The following is an 18586-nucleotide window of genomic DNA, read 5'->3' as shown; positions in this document are numbered from 1 at the left end:
AAAGGCTACGACCTGCGCCTTTGGTGGAGGTTGTAATGCCCCGTTTTGGTGCTATGTTAGCCGCCCTGTTTATCACCCTGGAGAAAACACGGGGAATGCCCCTCCGTGGATGCGGTTTTTGCCGAGTGTTCTCGCCAAATATCCTGCTCTTTATAGTGAAATGCCCTGCAGGGGCCTTTCTATACTGCTCGCCCCTTTCGCTTTGCCGGTTTATTGCGTGCCGGTAGACGGGACCGCTCACAAGGTGGTGTCCGGCAAGACAGCGTATCCAGCCTATCGGCGGTACCGGGTCTGCACGAAGGGTCTATATCCAATAACAAAATGAGGTTGTATTTCTATGCCAGTCGGCAACCATCCTTCTCATGGTGAGACCGCCCAGGGCGGCCCACTCAAGCGAGAACTCGGCGAGCGACATATTCGCCTGATGGCGCTGGGCGCCTGTATCGGTGTCGGCCTGTTCCTGGGCTCGGCCAAGGCTATTGAAATGGCCGGCCCGGCAATCATGCTGTCGTACATCATTGGTGGCCTGGCGATCCTGGTGATCATGCGTGCCCTCGGTGAAATGGCCGTGCACAACCCGGTCGCAGGCTCCTTCAGCCGTTACGCTCAAGACTACCTCGGCCCGTTGGCGGGCTTCCTGACCGGCTGGAACTACTGGTTCCTGTGGCTGGTGACTTGCGTCGCAGAGATCACCGCGGTGGCCATTTACATGGGCATCTGGTTCCCCGACGTACCGCGCTGGATCTGGGCCCTGGCGGCGCTGGGCAGCATGGGGGCGATCAACCTGATTGCGGTCAAGGCCTTCGGTGAGTTCGAGTTCTGGTTTGCCCTGATCAAGATCGTCACCATTATTGCCATGGTTCTCGGCGGCATCGGCGTCATTGCCTTTGGCTTCGGCAACGACGGCGTGGCAGTGGGCATTTCCAACCTGTGGAGCAACGGCGGTTTCATGCCCAATGGCGTGACCGGGGTGTTGATGTCGCTGCAGATGGTGATGTTCGCCTACCTGGGCGTAGAGATGATCGGCCTGACCGCCGGTGAAGCGCGCAACCCGCAAAAGACCATTCCCCAAGCCATCGGCTCGGTGTTCTGGCGCATCCTGCTGTTTTATGTCGGCGCACTGTTCGTGATCCTGTCGATCTACCCATGGAACGAGATCGGCAGCCAGGGCAGCCCGTTCGTGATGACCTTCGAGCGTCTGGGTATCAAGACTGCCGCCGGTATCATCAACTTCGTGGTGATCACTGCGGCGCTGTCGTCGTGCAACGGCGGCATCTTCAGTACCGGGCGCATGCTCTACAGTCTGGCGCAGAACGGTCAGGCTCCAGCCACCTTCGCACGTACTTCGAGCAATGGCGTACCGCGTAATGCCTTGCTGCTGTCGATCGCCGCGTTGCTGCTGGGCGTACTGGCCAACTACCTGGTGCCGGAGAAAGTCTTCGTCTGGGTCACCGCAATCGCCACCTTCGGGGCGATCTGGACCTGGGTGATGATCCTGCTGGCGCAGCTGAAATTCCGTGCCGGCCTGAGCGAAACCGAGCGTGCGGCACTGAAATACCGCATGTGGCTGTGGCCGCTGAGCTCCTACCTGGCGCTGGCGTTCCTGATCCTGGTGGTTGGCCTGATGGCTTACTTCGAGGAGACCCGCGTGGCGCTGTACATCGGCCCGGCCTTCCTGGTGATGCTGACGCTGCTGTATTACGTGTTCAAGCTGTCGCCTAAAGCTGACAACGTGCAGCTGGCGCGTTCCGCGTCGTGATGTAGAAACATCGCGGGGCAAGCCGAGACGACTCGATTTGCCCCGCGATGAGACCTCAGGCCGCCGTCATTTGCACCGGCCGACCCAAGCGCTTGTTCAGATCAAGCCAGGCCGCCAGTAGCGCCATCAATCCCACTCCCACCAGCGCGGTCAGCACCTGCATTGACCAGTGCTCATCCGCCAGGGCATTGACCATGTCCGCCAAGGGCGCGAGCAATACGCCCAAGCAAAACACTTCCAGCGAATAGCGCCCCATGCGACAGGTTTGCCCGGCCAGCCAGTTTTGCGTCCAGCGCCTGTCTGGCAGCAGTTTGGCGGTAACGTAGGCCAGCGCCAGGAAGTGCAGCAAGCGCGGCGGTGACAGGTCTGTCTTGCTGATGGGGTACAGCAGCTCGCTGATTGCTGCCGGCATCAGTGCATCGTGAATCTCCGGCCAGCGCCAGGAAACCGTGATCAGCCCCGCCAGCAGCGAATAGACGGCCGCCGCCAGAAACAGCGGTTGGCGAAGCAGCGGTCGGGTTTGCGGCGCACGTGGCCGTTGCCCGTGTATCGCCGCCGCGCCACCGAGCACGAACAGAAACTGCCAGGTGACCGGGTTGAAGTACCAGACACCGTCGGAAAAATTCGCCAGATTCCAGCCTAGTTTCGGCGCCATCAGGTACACCGCCATCGATATGCCGACCACCGCCCAGGTATGGCGCAACAACAGTGGCAGGGCTATGGCCAGCCCGGCCAACAGCACGATGTACAGCGGCAGCGGATCCATCAGGTTGGGCTTGAAGCGCAACAGCAGTTCATCGGTCAGTGCTTGCTGGGGGTTGGTGATGAAATGCGTCAGGCCCATTTCCTCGACCAGGTCGCGGGTTTGCACATGGCTGTTGGCGTAGAAGACGATGCCCATCAGCATCGCCAACAGGAAGATATGCACCACATACAGCACCCAGGTACGTCTGAGAATCTTCACACAGGCAATCAGGTAGCCGTCGCGTTGCAGGACTTTGCCGTAGGCCAGTACTGCCGCGTAGCCGGCAAGGAAGACGAAAACCTCCGCAGCATCGCTGAAACCGATGTTGCGCAGGGTGATCTGGCCCAGAGGGTTGTGCGGGATGTGATCCCAGAAGATGAAGATCAGCGCCAGGCCCCGAAAGAAATCGATGCGCGGGTCGCGTCCGTTAAACATGGCAGCGGGCTCTTGAACAGTTGATTTAATAGTGACAGGCCGACGTAGGAATTCTCTTGTGCCACACGTCGGGCGGGGGGCAGGGTGGCGGTATTGGCAAGCAATTGCAAAAGTTGCGTATTACTTGATGTCTCAATACCGCGCTGATCCTCAGGCGACTGCCAGGTCCTGGGGTTCAAAGCTGTCCGCCCGGGCCATCTGCCACATCCGCGAATAGAACTCGCCACTGATTTCGCCGCTGAGCAGTTCGCCCGGCTTGAGGAACACATGCATCTGCGAGAATAGTTTGATCTCGGTGGCCGAAACCCGGCGTACCAGATGTTTGGCCTCCAGTTGCGACGGATGATCGAGACCTGCCGCCGCGAGCATTTCGGCCAGGGCCTTGAGGGTGCTGTGGTGGAAGTTGAACACCCGCTGGGCCTTGTCCGGCACCACCAGAGCCCGCTGGCGCAGGGCGTCCTGGGTGGCGACGCCGGTAGGGCATTTGTTGGTATGGCAGCTCTGCGACTGGATGCAGCCGATGGCAAACATGAAACCACGTGCCGAGTTGGCCCAGTCGGCGCCGATGGCCAGCACGCTGGCAATGTCGAAGGCGCTGACGATCTTGCCACTGGCCCCCAGTTTGATCTTGTCGCGCAGGTTCAGCCCGACCAGGGTGTTGTGCACGAACAGCAGGCCTTCTCGCAGCGGCACGCCGATATGGTCGGTGAACTCCACTGGTGCTGCGCCGGTACCGCCTTCCTTGCCGTCGACGACGATGAAGTCCGGCAGGATTCCGGTTTCCAGCATGGCCTTGGCAATCCCCATGAATTCCCACGGATGACCCAGGCAGAACTTGAAACCCACCGGCTTGCCACCGGACAGCTCGCGCAGCCGGGCAATGAACTGCATCAATTCGATCGGCGTGGAAAAGGCGCTGTGGCGTGAAGGCGAAATGCAGTCTTCGCCCATCATTACCCCACGGGTCTCGGCGATCTCGCGGGTCACCTTGTGCTTGGGCAGGATGCCGCCGTGACCGGGTTTGGCACCCTGGCTCATTTTGATCTCGATCATCCGCACTTGCGGGCTGCGCGCCTGCTCTGCGAAGCGCTCGGGGTCGAAGCGCCCGTCTGCAGTGCGACAGCCGAAGTAACCGCTACCCAGTTCCCAGGTCAGGTCGCCGCCGTGTTCGCGGTGGTAAGGGCTGATGCTGCCTTCGCCGGTGTCATGGGCGAAATTACCCAGCTTGGCGCCCTGGTTCAGGGCGCGGATGGCATTGGCGCTGAGTGAGCCGAAGCTCATTGCCGAAATATTGAACACCGAGGCCGAGTAAGGCTGGGTGCATTGCGGGCCACCCACGATCACCCGAAAGCTCGCCGGGTCGCTCAAGGGCGCCGGGCGCATGGAATGGCCGATGAATTCGAAGCCGGACTGGTAGACATCGATCAAGGTGCCGAAGGGTTTGTCGGACGCTTCGTTCTTGGCCCGGGCGTAAACCAGCGAACGCTGGGCGCGGGAGAAGGGCAGGGCATCGCTGTCGGCTTCGAGCAGGTACTGGCGGATTTCCGGACGAATGCCTTCGACCAGGTAGCGGATGTTGCCCAGAATCGGGTAGTTGCGTCGCACCGCGTGGCGGCTTTGCAGCAGATCGAACACGCCGATCAGGCTGAGCACGGCGGTGGTCAGGGTGAACGGCCAGAGCCATTCATGGTGCAGGAAAGGCAGGCTCACCAAAGTGAACAGGACGCAAGCGGCGAAAAAGGCGTAGCGGCTGAGTAGTGACAGGCTCATACGGGTTCCTTGCGATGGCACGGTCAGGCTCAGGGCCTGGACAAACTTCGACCTTAGCCCGGTTGGCCGCGCTAGCGCCAGCCTGCAAACATGAAGGTTTGCCCCTTGCCTGCTGGAGTGAAAATCATTCGCGCAAGCGTGGTCAGCGCTGGCGTCCTGGCTCGCGTATCAGGCGCTCGCGCAGTTCGCCTTGCTGCGCCAGTTCCACCTCAATGAGTAGCTGCACGTTGCCGGCAATCAGCGTGGCGACCGGCAGGCCATCCCGAAACAGCAACCGATTGCCGCTCAGCGCTGGCACCTTGTTGCCCGGTAGCAGGGTGCCGATCAGGTTCAACGGATCGCTGGCGCTGATGGCGACCAGGCCGCCGTCCACGGGGCGCCTGCGAACTTCGCGCAACAGCGCCACGGCTTCGGGCAGGGCGAACTGTTCACCTGCCAGGCCGTTGATGAACCGCCCGCCACGGATTTCGCCGCGGGCTTCCAGGCGATGGTAGCAACGCAGCAGTTCGCGCCAGCTCGGCAGCCAGTCGGCCTCGCGTTCCAGCAGCCGCCAGCAGATCACACCGTAACGACGCAACAGGGTGCGGGCGACGTGTTCCAGGCTGGCATCACGGCTATCGGCCGCCGGATTTTTGTGCAGCAGCGCCCAGCGCCCGGCATCGTCCATGCCACCGAACAGGGCGCCGCGGCCACGACGATGGCTACGGTTCTGCCGCTTGCTCGCCGGGGTGATCAGCGCGCGCAAGCCAGCGAAGCTGTCGGCGCTGACCAGGCCTGCGGCCACCAGCTCCTGCAAGGCGTTTTCCAGTTCAGTGGGGAGCAGGTGGGCATCGCTGAGCAGTTCATCGAAAAACAATGCACCGTGTTCGCTCAGCGCCGTGTGCACTCGTTGCGCGCGCAGGCTCAGTTCGCTGCTGTCCAGGGCCGGGCCGAATGTACGCCACAGGTTCAGTTGCGCGCGTGGCAGCAGCACCAGCGGTGTGCTGCGCAGGGTGGTGCTGGCTGCGCCGGGGGCCAGGCGTGCCCACACATGTTTGCCGGCGCGACAGCTCTCATCCAGCCAGCGCGGGCTGTAGTCGCTGATCCGGCTGGGCAGCAGATCGCTCTCCCAGGCGGTGGCCGCTGCCGGATAGCCCTCGAACTTGCCCAGCACTTCGCTCAGCGCTGCCGGACCTTGCAGGTGAGTGTCCGGTGCGAGGTGCTGCCAGTCGAACAGAAAACGCATGAAATCCTGCAGGCTGACCGGCTCGATTTCGCGCCGCAGGCGTTTGACCGTGTAGCGATGGATGCGCGCCAGCAGGTGGCGCTCGCACCATTGCAGGCTCTGTTGGCCCGGACAGAAGTAGCCGCGCATCACGTAGCCTTCTGCCTCAAGCCGTACCAGCGCTTGTTCGAGATCACCAGCGGACAAGTGCAAAGGCCCGGCGATCTGCTCCAGTGTCAGTGGACCGAAACCGCTCAGGCGCGCGCGCAGCACTTCCACCAGCGCGGCCTCGCGCTCGATCGGCTGGTCGAACCCGGCAAGCGCCGCAAGGTCCGGTGTCATCTGTGCTGCGGGATAGAGTGCGCGCAGGAGCACCTGGCGCTCGCGGGCCAGCCACAGGGACTGTTCTGTGGCGAGTTGCAGGCAGCAGGCCCGACCTGCTGCCCGAAGTTCCTCAAGCCACGCCAGCCAGCCAGGGTTGGCTGTCACTTCAGCCTGGCTGATACAGGCCAGGCTCATCAGTGCCTCGTGCATTTCATCGCCGCGGGCAGGCGTTGGCCAGGCTTCGGCTTGCACTGCGCGAATGGCCTCACTATCCAGGGCGCCGAGGTCATCGCTGTTTTGCGCATCGCTCCAGCGTCGACTCTGTACCGCCTGGGTACGTCGTTCTTCCAGCGGTGCATCATCGAGAAAGGTGTAGGGACGGGCGTTGAGAATCGCCGCGGCCAGCGGCGATGGCGCCGGCAGGTCACGGCTGATCAGGCTGATCTGCCCTTGTTCGATACGCCGCAGCAAGGCCAGCCAGCCTTCACAGTCCATGGCTTGGTGCAGGCAGTCGTCGAGGGTCTGCTCGACCAGCGGGTGATCCGGGATCTGCCGTTCGCCGACGATGTTTTCCAGGCAGGCGATCTGGTCGGGGAACACTGCGGCAATCAGGTCCTCGCTTTTCATCCGCAGGATCTGCGGCGCCACCTTGCGCCCGCCGACAAAGCGCGGCAAGGCCAGCGCCACACCTGCATTCCAGCGCCAGCGCACGCCGAACAATGGCGCATCGAGCAAGGCCTGGATCAATACCGATTCGGCGTTGTTGCTCGACAGATAGCGCCATACTTCCTCCAGCACAAAACTGTGGCTGGTGGACAGCGACAGGACGATGGCATCTTCGCTGGCGGCGGCCTGCAGTTCGAAATTGAAGGTGCGGCAAAAGCGCTTGCGCAGGGCCAGGCCCCAGGCGCGATTGATGCGGCTGCCAAAGGGGCTGTGGATGATCAGCTGGGTGCCGCCGGAGGCGTCGAAGAAACGTTCCATGATCAGGGTTTGTTGTGAGGGCAGGGCCCCCAGTACCTGGCGGGTTCGGGCCAGATAGTCGAGCAGTTGTTCAGCGCTGTCCGGGTCAAGGCCGAGCTCTTTCTGCAGCCAGCTGAGAGCGTCCTGCAATTGACCGGCAGATTCGCTCAGGCGTCGGTCGATCTCGCCTTGCAGGCGGGCGACCGCGAACGACAGTTCATCACTGCGCCCCGGTGCTTCACCCAGCCAGAACGGGATGCTCGGTGGCAAGCCTTTGGCATCCTCGACGCGCACCTTGCCGCTTTCCACCCGCAGAATGCGGTATGAGGTGTTACCCAACTGAAAGATGTCGCCGGCAATGCTCTCCACGGCAAAATCTTCATTGACGCTGCCGATGTTCAACCCCTGGGGTTCAAGCAGCACTGCATAGTCGGCGTTGTCCGGGATGGTGCCGCCGCTGGTCAGCGCGGTCAGCTGACTCCCGCGGCGTCCGCGCAGGCTGCTATTGACGGCATCGCGGTGCAGGTAGGCACTACGCACACCCTGGCGACCATTGAAGCCTTCGGCGAGCATGCGCAGCAGGGCCTGGTAATGCGTCTGGTCCAGTTCGGCATAGGGCATGGCCTGACGCAGGCAGTCGTACAGCGCCTGCTCCTGCCAGGATTGGCAGCTGACTTCGGCAACGATCTGCTGGGCCAGGACATCCAGTGGCGCGCGGGGAATCTGCAGCAGATCCAGCTCGCCACGGCGCACACAGTCGAGCAGCGCCGCGCATTCGATCAGATCATCCCGAGACAGTGGAAACAGGCGGCCTTTGGGCGTGCCCTCGACCTGATGCCCGGCACGCCCGACCCGTTGCAGGAAGGCGGCGATGGAGCCGGGCGAGCCGATCTGGCAGACCAGTTCGACTTCGCCGATATCGATCCCCAGTTCCAGCGAAGCCGTGGCCACCAGTACCTGTAGCTCGCCACGCTTGAGGCGCTGCTCGGCATCCAGACGGTGTTCCTTGGCCAGGCTGCCGTGATGCGCGGCTACAGCCTGCGCGCCCAGACGTTCGCTCAGGTACCGGGTCAGGCGCTCGGCCAGACGGCGGGTATTGACGAATATCAGGGTGGTGCGGTGCTCGCGGGCCAGCATGGCCAGACGGTCATACACCAGGCCCCAGACATCGGTTGCCATGACTGCGTCCAGTGGCACGGGCGGCACTTCCAGGGCCAGGTCGCGGGTGCGGGCATGGCCGATGTCGACAATCGCACAGTCCCGGCCCTTGCCGACCAGAAACTCGGCCACCCGTTCGACCGGGCGCTGGGTGGCCGACAGGCCAATACGGCGCAACGGTCGGCCACACAGGGCCTGCAAACGTTCAAGACTGAGGGTCAGATGGCTGCCGCGCTTGTTGCCGGCCAGGGCATGGATCTCGTCAACGATCACCGTGCGCACACTGGCCAGGCCCTGGCGTCCGGAGTCGGAGCCGAGCAGCACATACAGTGATTCGGGCGTGGTCACCAGAATATGCGGCGCCTGACGGCGCATGGCGTTGCGTTCCTTTTGCGGGGTATCGCCGCTGCGCACAGCCGTGCGTATCGCCAGCGGTTCATGACCCTGTTCAACCAATGCTTCATTGATACCCGCCAGCGGTGCCTGCAGGTTGATCTGGATATCGTTGGACAGTGCCTTGAGGGGCGAGACGTAGACCACCTGGGTCTGGTCGGGCAATTGGCCGCTGGTCAGGCCCTGTTCGAACAGTTCATCGAGGATTGCCAGAAAGGCGGTGAGGGTCTTGCCTGAACCTGTGGGGGCCGCCACCAGCAGCGACTGGCCGCGGCGGATCAGCGGCCAGGCTTGCGCCTGAGCGGCGGTCACGGTCGGGAAGCGACGCTGGAACCAGGTACGCACCGCAGGGTGGAAAGCCGCCAGTTCCGGGTGGTTCAGGGCAGGTAGGTTCATGGGCTGTTTATGCGGCTAACGGCAGCGGCTTGCAAGGTACATTCGTCAGGCGGTGGGAGCGGGCTTGCCCCGCGATGCAATTTGACTGGCAACATGCAATCGCGGGGCAAGCCCGCTCCCACCGGGTTGTCTGGCCATTCTCAACATGTGATCCTAGTGCGCTTTCTCAGCGACGAGTCTCCCATGAGCAAAACCATCCGCATCGCCGCCGCGCTCCTGCTCGATCCGCAAGGCCGCACCCTGCTGGTACGCAAACGCGGCACCCAGGCCTTCATGCAGCCTGGCGGCAAGATCGAGGCCGATGAGCAACCGGTCAGCGCCCTGGCCCGTGAGCTGTTCGAAGAGCTTGGCCTGCAGATCGATCCGCAAGACGCCGACTACCTCGGCCAGTTCAGCGCCCCGGCAGCCAACGAGCCGGGTTATGAGGTTCAGGCCGAGCTGTTTCAGGTACACACGTCGATGCCCGTCGAGCCTGGCGCAGAGATCGAAGAGGTGGTCTGGGTCTCGGCCCGCAAGCAACTGACACTTGAGCTGGCACCGCTGACCCGGGACTTGATTCTGCCCCTGTTCCGGCGATTGAATAGCCAACCCGCCTGATCTTCCATTTGCAAAGGAATGCCAATGATCCCCACTCACGAATGGCTGCTGTTCACCGGTGCCGCTTTGTTGATGGTCCTGACCCCGGGGCCCAACATGATCTATCTGATTTCACGTTCGATCTGTCAGGGCCGCATGGCCGGGATCACCTCGCTGGTGGGTGTGGTCGGCGGTTTTCTGGTGCACATGACGGCCGCGGCGGTGGGCTTGACCGCCTTGTTCATGGCCGTGCCGCTGGGCTATGACCTGCTCAAGTGGGCAGGCGCCGCGTATCTGCTGTGGATGGCCTGGCAAGCAGTCAAACCCGGAGCGCGCTCGCCGTTCGAAGCCCGTGAGTTGAGCCCGGACTCCCCGGCGAAACTGGTGATGATGGGCTTTCTGACCAGTGTGCTGAATCCCAAGGTAGCGATGTTCTACCTGTCGATCCTGCCGCAGTTCATCTCTCCGGAGCATGGCTCGCTGCTGGCCCAGAGCCTGATGCTGGGGCTGACCCAGATCTGCGTGAGCTTTTCGGTGAACCTGCTCATCGCCTTGTTCGCCGCCGGGCTGTCGGCCTGGTTCGTTCGCTACCCGCTGTGGCTGATGGTGCAGCGTTATGTGATGGGCTTCGTCCTGGCCGGTCTTGCGCTGCGCCTGGTGCAGGAGCAGCGCAAGCTGGCCTGAGGCTCAGCGCACTGCGCTGACACCGTCAAGGGTGGAGAACGATGTGTCCTTGGCGGTCAGCAGGAAGTCGCGCATGTACGGCGCATCGAGCATATCGGTGCGCACTGCCGCATACAACGTGGCAAACAGGCCTTTCTCCCCCAGACGTTTACCCTTCACATAACCGCGTGAACTGTACTCATGCAGGGCCCAGTGCGGCATGCCGCAAACCCCGCGGCCGCTGGCCACCAACTGCATCATCATCACCGTCAGCTCCGCCGTGCGTACCTGCGCCGGTTCCACATCGGCGGGTTCGAGGAAACGGGTGAAGATATCCAGGCGATCGCGTTCCACCGGGTAGGTGATCAGCGTCTCGCTGGCGATATCTTCCGGCACGATGTAGGGCTTGCTGGCCAGCGGGTGCTGATTGGCCACCGCGAGCATGGCTTCGTAGGTGAACAGCGGTACGTAGGTCAGGCCTGCCAGCTCCAGCGGGTCGGAGGTCACCACCAGGTCCAGGTCACCGCGGGCCAGGGCCGGCAGCGGGGCAAAGGCGAAGCCTGAGGCCAGGTCCAGTTCGACCTCCGGCCAGGCGTCGCGGAACTGGTCGATGGTCGGCATCAGCCACTGGAAGCAGCTGTGGCATTCGATGGCCATGTGCAGGCGTCCGGCGGTACCACCGGCCAGGCGCGCGATGTCGCGTTCGGCGCCGCGCAGCAAGGGCAGGGTGGCATCGGCCAGTTGCAGCAAACGCAGGCCGGCGCTGGTGAAGCGGATCGGCTTGGTCTTGCGCATGAACAGCTGCATCCCCAGGCGTTCTTCCAGTTCCTTGAACTGATGAGACAGGGCCGACTGGGTCAGGTGCAGCCGTTCGGCAGCTTCAACCAGGCTGTCGGCTTCGCGCAGGGCGTGCAGGGTTTTCAGGTGGCGAATTTCCAGCACCGGGTGCTCCATGAGTAAATTTTGAGATCAACACGAATTTATTGAGTTTGTCTCATGTTGCCCTGTCTGTCGACAATAGCGCCATCTTTTACAGGGAGCACGATTGTCATGGCATTGGCCCACAACCTTGGTTTTCCGCGCATTGGCGCCGACCGCGAGCTGAAGAAAGCGCAAGAAGCCTACTGGAAGGGCGATATTGACCAGGCCGGTCTGCAGGCGGTGGGGCGTGAGCTGCGTGCTCGTCACTGGCAACTGCAAAAGGATGCCGGCATCGAATTGCTGCCGGTCGGTGACTTTGCCTGGTACGACCAGGTCCTGAGCCACTCGCTGGCCTTCGGTGCGATTCCCGAGCGCTTCGCCAAGACCCTGGGCAGCAATGGCTTGCCGACGCTCGACACCTTGTTTGCCATGGCCCGCGGCGCTACCAACCACTGCTGCGGTGGCGAGCACGGCCAGGCGCAATATGCCCAGGAGCTGACCAAATGGTTCGACACCAACTATCACTACCTGGTGCCGGAGTTCAGCGCCGACCAGCGCTTTTTGCTCAGTTGGGAACAGCTGTTCGACGAAGTCGCCGAAGCACAGGCTCTCGGTCACGCGGTAAAGCCGGTATTGATCGGGCCGTTGACCTACCTGTGGCTGGGCAAGGCCAAAGGCGGCGATTTCGACAAACTCGACCTGCTGGAACGTCTGCTGCCGGTCTACGGCGAAATCCTCAGCCGCCTGGCCCGCCAGGGCGTGGAGTGGGTGCAGATCGATGAGCCAATCCTTGGTCTGGATTTGCCACAAGACTGGAAGAACGCTTTCGAACGCGCCTACCACATTCTTCAGTACTCGCCGTTGAAGAAGCTGGTGGCGACCTACTTCAGTGCCCTGGAAGACAATCTCGGCCTGGCCGTCGGCCTGCCGGTGGACGGTCTGCACATCGATCTGGTACGGGCGCCGGAGCAGTTGCCGACGGTGCTCGACCGTCTACCCAGTTACAAAGTGCTGTCCCTGGGCGTGGTCAACGGCCGCAACGTCTGGCGCTGTGATCTGGACCAGGCGCTGGAGCAGTTGCAACAAGCCAAGCAACGTTTCGGCGCCAACCTCTGGGTTGCCGGTTCCTGCTCGCTGCTGCACAGCCCGGTGGACCTGGCGCGGGAAGACAAGCTCGATGCTGAACTGAAAAGCTGGCTGGCGTTCGCCGTGCAGAAGTGCGAAGAAATTGCCGTGCTGAGCAAAGCCCTGGAGGTACCTCACCTGCCTGGCGTGCAGAACGCGCTGGCCAACAGCCGCGCTGTACAGCTCAGCCGCAGCCAGTCGCCGCGTATCCACAAGCCTGAAGTGCAGGCGCGTCTGGCAGCGGTTACCGCCGCCGATAGCCAGCGTCAGTCGGCTTTTGCCCAACGTATCGAAGCCCAGCGCCAGCGCTTGCAGTTGCCGGCTTTCCCGACCACGACCATTGGCTCGTTCCCGCAGACCTCGGCGATCCGTCTGGCACGTCAGGCTTACAAGCAAGGCAAGCTATCGGCCAACGACTACACCGATGCGATGCACAGCGAGATCCGCCACGCCGTACAAGTTCAGGAGCGTCTGGGCCTGGACGTGCTGGTGCACGGCGAGGCCGAGCGCAACGACATGGTCGAGTACTTTGCCGAACAGCTGGATGGCTACAGCTTCACCCGGTTCGGCTGGGTGCAGAGTTATGGTTCGCGTTGCGTCAAACCGGCAATCATTTACGGTGACCTGAGCCGTCCGCAGCCGATGACCGTGGCCTGGATCGAATATGCCCAGCGCCTGACCAGCAAGGTCATGAAAGGCATGCTGACCGGCCCGGTGACCATGCTGATGTGGTCGTTCCCCCGTGAAGACGTGTCGCGCAAGGTCCAGGCCGAGCAACTGGCCTTGGCCATTCGCGACGAGGTACAGGACCTGGAAGCGGCCGGCATCAAGATTGTGCAGATCGACGAAGCGGCGTTCCGCGAAGGGCTGCCCCTGCGTCGGGCGCAATGGCAGGAGTACCTGAACTGGGCGGTAGAAGCGTTCCGTCTGTGTTCCAGTGGCGTACGTGATGAAACCCAGATTCATACGCACATGTGCTACAGCGAGTTCAACGACGTGATCGAAGCCATCGCGGCAATGGATGCCGACGTCATCACCATCGAGACTTCGCGTTCGGACATGGAGCTGCTGGAGGCCTTCGAAGCTTTCGACTACCCCAACGATATCGGCCCGGGTGTATATGACATCCACTCGCCACGAGTGCCGGACACTGCGGAAATGGTCAAGTTGATGAGCAAGGCGGTCAAGCGGATCCCGGCCGAGCGCCTGTGGGTCAACCCAGACTGCGGCCTTAAAACCCGCGCCTGGCCGGAGACGGAAGCTGCACTGGTGAACATGGTGGCCGCCGCTCGACAGTTGCGTAGCGAACTGGCTTGAAAATCGCGGGGCAAGCCCGCTCCCACAGGTAGTCACAGAGCCCCTGTGGGAGCGGGCTTGCCCCGCGAAAATGTTTCTTACCGCTCAGCGAGTGTCATCAAACGGTCACGGTTTTGTGGCAGCGCGCTCGCATGAAAGTCATCAGACTCCCGTTCTACTGGGGATTTTCATTCTGGTGTTTCTTTCATGCGGGCGTTTTTGTTTTTTCTGGCGCTGATCAGCGCTTTACCTGTTTTTGCGGCGTCGCGCTGCGACGTCAACGTGCCCACCGAACACGTCGAGGTTGCGCAACTGAATCTGGCTTACCAGAGCATCGGGCGTGACTCGGATCCAGCTTTGTTATTGGTCATGGGCCTCGGTGGCCAGTTGATCCACTGGCCCGATGAAGTGCTGGTTGCCTTGTGCCAACAAGGTTTTCGGGTGATTCGCTATGACAACCGCGACGTCGGCCTGAGCCGTTGGCGCCAGGCACCGGCCAGCGCCAACCTGACCTACCAGGTGCTGCGTTACAAACTCGGCCTGTCGGTGGCCGCACCCTATAGCCTCAACGACATGGCTGAAGATGGCCTGGGGCTGATGGATACCCTGCACGTCGAACGCTTCCATGTCCTCGGGGTGAGCATGGGCGGCATGATTGCCCAGCATATGGCGGCAGTGGCGCCGGAACGGGTCGAGAGCCTGACCTTGATCATGTCCAGCTCCGGCGCCCAAGGCCTGCCGACACCTAGCCCGGCGTTGGTGCAATTGCTGGCACGGCGCGAGGCCCCGAACCGCGAAGCGGCGTTGGAGCAGCAGGCTGACCTGCTGGCTGCTTTAGGGAGTCCGCAGGTCGAGGATGATCGTCAGGCACTGTTGCAGCAGGCTGCGCAATCCTACGACCGGGCCTTCAACCCGGAAGGGGTCGAGCGCCAGATCATGGCCATTCTCGCCGAGCCGAGCCGGGTCGAGCTGCTCAACAGCCTGCGCCTGCCGACGCTGGTGGTGCATGGCACGGCTGATCCGCTGTTGCCGGTGATGCATGGTGTACACCTGGCAGCGCACATCCAGGGTAGCCAGTTGAAGTTGATTCCGGGTCTGGCCCATCGTTTTCAGGAGCAGTTCAAGGTGCCTTTGCTGGCGGCCGTGCTGCCTTATCTGGCAACGCAACGGCTGACCGATGTTCATTTGGCGGCGTACTGATCCTTCAGTGCAGCTTCACCCAGACACTGACCAGCACCGTCGCCGCCACCAGCCAGGCCACTGCCGCCAGCGCCAGCGACAGCTCCAGACGCAGGCGATCCACCAGTACATACAGCGCCGCCAGGTAGACGAAGTAGGGAATGATCGACCACATGCCGAACAGGATGGTGGTCTTCAGGTCCTCCAGTGATCGGCCTTTACCGACGATGTAGTGGGCAATCAGGGCGAAGGTTGGAAACAGCGGGACCAACCCGGCGATGTAGTAGTTACGGGTTTTCGCCAAGGCGGCAAGGATCACCACCACAGCCGCCCCCAGGCAGGCTTTGAGTATCAGGTCCACGGGCCTTCTCGCGTTATTGGCCGGTCAACCCAGGCCATACTTCTTCACTTTGTCGAACAGGGTGGTCTTGGCCATGCCCAGCTCCTGGCTGGCCTGGCTGAGGTTACCGCCGGTGCGTTGCAGGGCATCGCTGAGCAGGTTGCGCTCGAAGGCCTCGACCGCCTCGGCAAAACCCAGGCCCTGGCTGGCGCTGGCGCCGGCCTTCTTGAAGGCTGGCAGGCCCAGGGCGTAGCGTTCGGCAACGTTACGCAGTTCACGCACGTTGCCCGGCCAGTCGTGAGCCATCAGGCGTGACAGGGTCTGGCTGTCCAGTTGCGGGACTTCGCGGTCGAAGCGCAAGGACGACAGCTGGAGGAAGTGTTCGAACAGTTGCAGGATGTCTTCACGACGTTCGCGCAGCGGCGGCAGTTCCAGGGTGACCACGTTGAGGCGGTAGTACAGGTCGCTACGGAACTGCCCGCTCTGGCCGAGGGCGTCGAGGTCGGATTTGGTCGCGGCGATCACCCGGCAGTCCACGGCGATGCTCTGGTTCGAGCCGAGGCGCTCGAGGGTACGTTCCTGCAACACGCGCAGCAGTTTGATCTGCAGGTTGATCGGCATGCTTTCGACTTCGTCGAGAAACAACGTGCCGCCATTGGCGTGCTCGATCTTGCCGATGCGGCGCTTGCCGGCGCCGGTGAAGGCATTGGCTTCGTGGCCGAAAATTTCGCTTTCGAACAGGTTTTCAGGCAGGCCGCCGCAGTTCAGGGCGACAAAGGGTTGGCTCTGGCGCCGGCTGAAATCGTGCAGGCAGCGGGCGACCAGCTCTTTGCCGGTGCCGGTCTCGCCTTCGATCAGGACGTTGGCCGAGGTGTCGGCGACGTTGGCGATCAATTCACGCAGGTTCTGCATGGCTGGCGAGCGCCCGATGATCCGGCCCTCCAGGGTGCTTTGCTCGGCCAGTTGCCGGCGCAAGGCGAACACCTCTCGCGACAGCCCGCGTTGTTCCAGGGCGCGGCGCACCACTTCGACCAGGCGTTCCGGGGCGAAGGGTTTTTCCATGAAGTCGTAGGCGCCGTTGCGCATGGCGCCGACCGCCATGTCGATATCGCCGTGGCCGGTGATCAGCACCACTGGCAGGCTGCTGTCGCGGGCCTTGAGCCGGCTCAGCAGCTCCAGGCCATCAATGCCGGGCAGGCGAATGTCGCTGACCACGATCCCGGCGAAATCATCACCGATGCGTTGCAAGGCTTCTTCGGCGCTGCCAACACCTTCACAGGCGATGTCTTCCAGCGCCAGGGCCTGCTGGCAGCCGAGCAGCACATGCGGGTCGTCTTCGACGATCAGGACGGTAAGGGGCGCTTGGTTCATAGGGACTCGGATTCTGTAGGGGCATTGGCCAGGGGCAGGGCGAGGACGAACGCCGTGCCGCCACTGGCAGGGTGTTCAACACTCAGGCTGCCCTTGGCAGCGGCGGCGAGGCTGGCGGACAGGGTCAGGCCCAGGCCCAGGCCATGCTCTCCCGGCTTGGTGGTGAAAAACGGTTCGAACAGGTGTTTGCGGGCTTCATCATCGATGCCATGGCCATTGTCGCGCACCCGCAGGCGATACTTGTCGCCTTGCCGCTCGCCTTCGAGCCACAGCTCGGGCAGTGGTTGTGCGGCCATGGCGTCGAGGGCGTTGCCGATCAGGTTGACCAGGATCTGTTCCAGGCGGGTCTGATCGATCGCCAGTTGCTGGTCGTCGAACTGGTTGTTGAGTTTCAGGTGGCAGCCGGCGATACGGTTGCTCAGTACTTGCAGGCTGGCATCCACCGCTTTGGCCAGCGAGGCCTGGCCGCTGTCGTCACCGCGTCGGGCAAAGGAGCGCAAGCTCGCGGTGATCCGGCCCATGCGGTCGATCAGGTCGTTCATGGTGCGCAGGTTGGTGCTGGCGGTTTCCAGGGCACCGCGCTCGAGAAAGCGCACGGTATTACCCGACAGCGTACGCAACGCCGCCAGCGGTTGGTTCAGTTCATGGGCAATGCTGGTGGACATCTGACCGATGGCCGCAAGTTTTCCGGCCTGAACCAGTTCGTCCTGGGCGTGGCGCAGGGTTTGCTCGGCTTGCCGGCGTTCACGGATCTGACCCTTGAGGCGATCGTTGCTGGCACGCAAATCGGCGGTGCGCTCGGTGATCTTGCGCTCCAGCTGACTGTTGGCTTCTTCGAGTGCCTCACGGGCGGCCAGGCGCGTGGCGATGACCTTGCGCCGCTCGTTCCAGGCGATCAGCACAATGGTCAGCAGGGCGAAGGCTACGGCGACCAGCACGCCCTGGATGATCGACTCGCGGCGCAGGTCCTGCAGTGGCGTGAGCAGGGTGAAATGCCAAGGCGTGTCGCTCAGGCGCCGGGTCTGGGCCAGGTAGGCGACCTCGCGGCGACCGTCGCCCAGTTCGGCATTGGCCGGGAAACTGAGTTTTTCGACGCCGTCGGCGAGTTTTTCCCGCGACAAGGGCTGCAGCTCGTTGAGCGGCCACCAGTAGTACTGCAGGCTGCGGGCCAGGCGTTCCTTGATTTCCGGGGTCAGCGGGCGCACCGACTTGAGACGCCGCGCCGGATCGCTGGAGAGGATGATGATGCCATTCTCGTCGCTGACGAAGGCTTCCAGGCGTGCCCGTTGCCAGCGTTCCTCCATGTTTTCCAGGCGCACCTTGATCACTGCCACGCCAATGATCTTGCCGTGTTCTTCCAGGCCATGGGCCAGGTAGTAGCCCGGCTCGCCGGTGGTGCTGCCGATACCATAGAAGCGACCCGGCTGGCCGCGTACGGCGTGCTGGAAATAGGCACGGAACGACAGGTCTTCACCGAGGAAACTGTCGACATCGCGCCAGTTGCTGGTGGCCTGGACCCGGCCAGTGGTATCGAGGACAAAGATCGCCCGGCTGCGGCTGCGCCGGTTCAGGCCTTCAAGGTACTCGTTGACCGTCTGGCGATGTTCGCCATCGGGTTCGGTCAGCAGGCTGGAGACACTGTTTTCCAGTTCCAGCAGGCTGGGCAGGTAGGTGTACTTGCTGATTTCACTTTCGACGCCACGCGCGTGCAGCTCAAGCTGGCGCTCGCCGGATTCGCTCAAGGTGCGGATGCCGTTGTGCTCGCTGATCATGAAGCCGGCCACACCCAGGCCGATCATCAGCAGGATGATCAAGGGTGGCATCAGCAGTTGGCGGATCAAACGGGGTTTCACGGCAAGGGCAGGCTTGGCTGGGCGAAAGAGCGTGGGATCGCATTTCATCACAGTGGCCTTGGTACGACCAGCATCCTCTGCCCGGCGTATGCAGGACAGAGGGTGCTGATCATCA

General features: G+C 62.6%; 12 protein-coding genes. 5 read left to right on the top strand and 7 right to left on the bottom strand.

All coding sequences use genetic code 11. The features are described from left to right. Positions 1-337: 337 nt before the first annotated feature. A complete protein-coding gene (locus AC07OF_RS06220; RefSeq protein ID WP_157191380.1) occupies positions 338-1759 on the top strand; it encodes an amino acid permease in 1422 nt (473 codons plus the stop codon). A 55-nt stretch (positions 1760-1814) separates the two neighbouring features. On the opposite strand, the gene AC07OF_RS06215 is transcribed toward AC07OF_RS06220, so the two are convergent. From AC07OF_RS06215 to AC07OF_RS06205, 3 genes are all read right to left on the bottom strand, one after another. After that, positions 1815-2939, bottom strand: coding sequence for an OpgC family protein (locus tag AC07OF_RS06215; protein ID WP_157191381.1), 1125 nt, complete (start codon positions 2937-2939; stop codon positions 1815-1817). Positions 2940-3089: 150 nt separating this feature from the next. Next, complete coding sequence (locus AC07OF_RS06210; protein ID WP_157191382.1) at positions 3090-4709, bottom strand: FMN-binding glutamate synthase family protein; 1620 nt, start codon at positions 4707-4709, stop codon at positions 3090-3092. 142 nt (positions 4710-4851) lie between these two features. Continuing rightward, entirely contained in the window at positions 4852-9147 is a 4296-nt protein-coding gene (locus tag AC07OF_RS06205; RefSeq protein WP_495072671.1) for a DEAD/DEAH box helicase, read from the bottom strand. A gap of 183 nt (positions 9148-9330) precedes the next feature. On the opposite strand from AC07OF_RS06205, the gene AC07OF_RS06200 reads away from it, so the two are divergent. Further along, positions 9331-9744, top strand: a complete 414-nt coding sequence (locus AC07OF_RS06200) for an NUDIX hydrolase (protein ID WP_157191384.1) — start codon at positions 9331-9333, stop codon at positions 9742-9744. 24 nt (positions 9745-9768) lie between these two features. Continuing rightward, positions 9769-10407 (top strand): LysE family translocator, encoded by a 639-nt coding sequence (locus tag AC07OF_RS06195; protein ID WP_157191385.1) that lies wholly within the window; start codon positions 9769-9771, stop codon positions 10405-10407. A 3-nt stretch (positions 10408-10410) separates the two neighbouring features. On the opposite strand, the gene metR is transcribed toward AC07OF_RS06195, so the two are convergent. Then, positions 10411-11328: a transcriptional regulator MetR gene (gene metR, locus AC07OF_RS06190; protein WP_157191386.1), complete on the bottom strand. Its 918-nt coding sequence runs from the start codon at positions 11326-11328 to the stop codon at positions 10411-10413. Between the two features lie 108 nt (positions 11329-11436). Between metR and metE the strand changes: the two genes are divergently transcribed. Together metE and AC07OF_RS06180 are read left to right on the top strand one after the other, a co-directional pair. Then, positions 11437-13749, top strand: coding sequence for a 5-methyltetrahydropteroyltriglutamate--homocysteine S-methyltransferase (metE, locus tag AC07OF_RS06185; protein WP_476446631.1), 2313 nt, complete (start codon positions 11437-11439; stop codon positions 13747-13749). A 186-nt stretch (positions 13750-13935) separates the two neighbouring features. Next, a complete protein-coding gene (locus AC07OF_RS06180) occupies positions 13936-14928 on the top strand; it encodes an alpha/beta fold hydrolase (protein ID WP_157191388.1) in 993 nt (330 codons plus the stop codon). 4 nt (positions 14929-14932) lie between these two features. Here the strand turns inward: AC07OF_RS06180 and AC07OF_RS06175 are convergent, their stop codons facing one another. From AC07OF_RS06175 to aauS, 3 genes are read right to left on the bottom strand one after another with little or no spacing between them, the layout of a single operon-like run. After that, positions 14933-15259, bottom strand: coding sequence for a GlpM family protein (locus tag AC07OF_RS06175; protein WP_198325424.1), 327 nt, complete (start codon positions 15257-15259; stop codon positions 14933-14935). Positions 15260-15292: 33 nt separating this feature from the next. Beyond that, positions 15293-16618 carry a two-component response regulator AauR gene (gene aauR / locus AC07OF_RS06170; protein WP_157191390.1) on the bottom strand — a complete coding sequence of 442 codons (1326 nt, stop codon included), beginning with the start codon at positions 16616-16618 and terminating at the stop codon, positions 15293-15295. Further along, entirely contained in the window at positions 16615-18519 is a 1905-nt protein-coding gene (aauS, locus tag AC07OF_RS06165; RefSeq protein WP_157191391.1) for a two-component sensor histidine kinase AauS, read from the bottom strand. Before aauS ends, aauR begins: the two co-directional genes overlap by 4 nt. Between the last annotated feature and the right edge of the window lie 67 nt (positions 18520-18586).

The organism is Pseudomonas sp. GW821-FHT10B02, from assembly GCF_059415665.1.
Note: the sequence above shows the minus strand (reverse complement) of the source record. Positions and strands in the feature narration are given on the sequence as shown.

What these genes read in the sequence shown, in the direction of transcription:
- AC07OF_RS06220 (WP_157191380.1), top strand. Translation starts at nt 338, where the DNA reads ATGCCAGTCGGCAACCATCCTTCTCATGGTGAGACCGCCCAGGGCGGC.
- AC07OF_RS06215 (WP_157191381.1), bottom strand. Translation starts at nt 2,939, where the DNA reads ATGTTTAACGGACGCGACCCGCGCATCGATTTCTTTCGGGGCCTGGCG.
- AC07OF_RS06210 (WP_157191382.1), bottom strand. Translation starts at nt 4,709, where the DNA reads ATGAGCCTGTCACTACTCAGCCGCTACGCCTTTTTCGCCGCTTGCGTC.
- AC07OF_RS06205 (WP_495072671.1), bottom strand. Translation starts at nt 9,147, where the DNA reads ATGAACCTACCTGCCCTGAACCACCCGGAACTGGCGGCTTTCCACCCT.
- AC07OF_RS06200 (WP_157191384.1), top strand. Translation starts at nt 9,331, where the DNA reads ATGAGCAAAACCATCCGCATCGCCGCCGCGCTCCTGCTCGATCCGCAA.
- AC07OF_RS06195 (WP_157191385.1), top strand. Translation starts at nt 9,769, where the DNA reads ATGATCCCCACTCACGAATGGCTGCTGTTCACCGGTGCCGCTTTGTTG.
- metE (WP_476446631.1), top strand. Translation starts at nt 11,437, where the DNA reads ATGGCATTGGCCCACAACCTTGGTTTTCCGCGCATTGGCGCCGACCGC.
- AC07OF_RS06180 (WP_157191388.1), top strand. Translation starts at nt 13,936, where the DNA reads ATGCGGGCGTTTTTGTTTTTTCTGGCGCTGATCAGCGCTTTACCTGTT.
- aauR (WP_157191390.1), bottom strand. Translation starts at nt 16,618, where the DNA reads ATGAACCAAGCGCCCCTTACCGTCCTGATCGTCGAAGACGACCCGCAT.
- aauS (WP_157191391.1), bottom strand. Translation starts at nt 18,519, where the DNA reads ATGAAATGCGATCCCACGCTCTTTCGCCCAGCCAAGCCTGCCCTTGCC.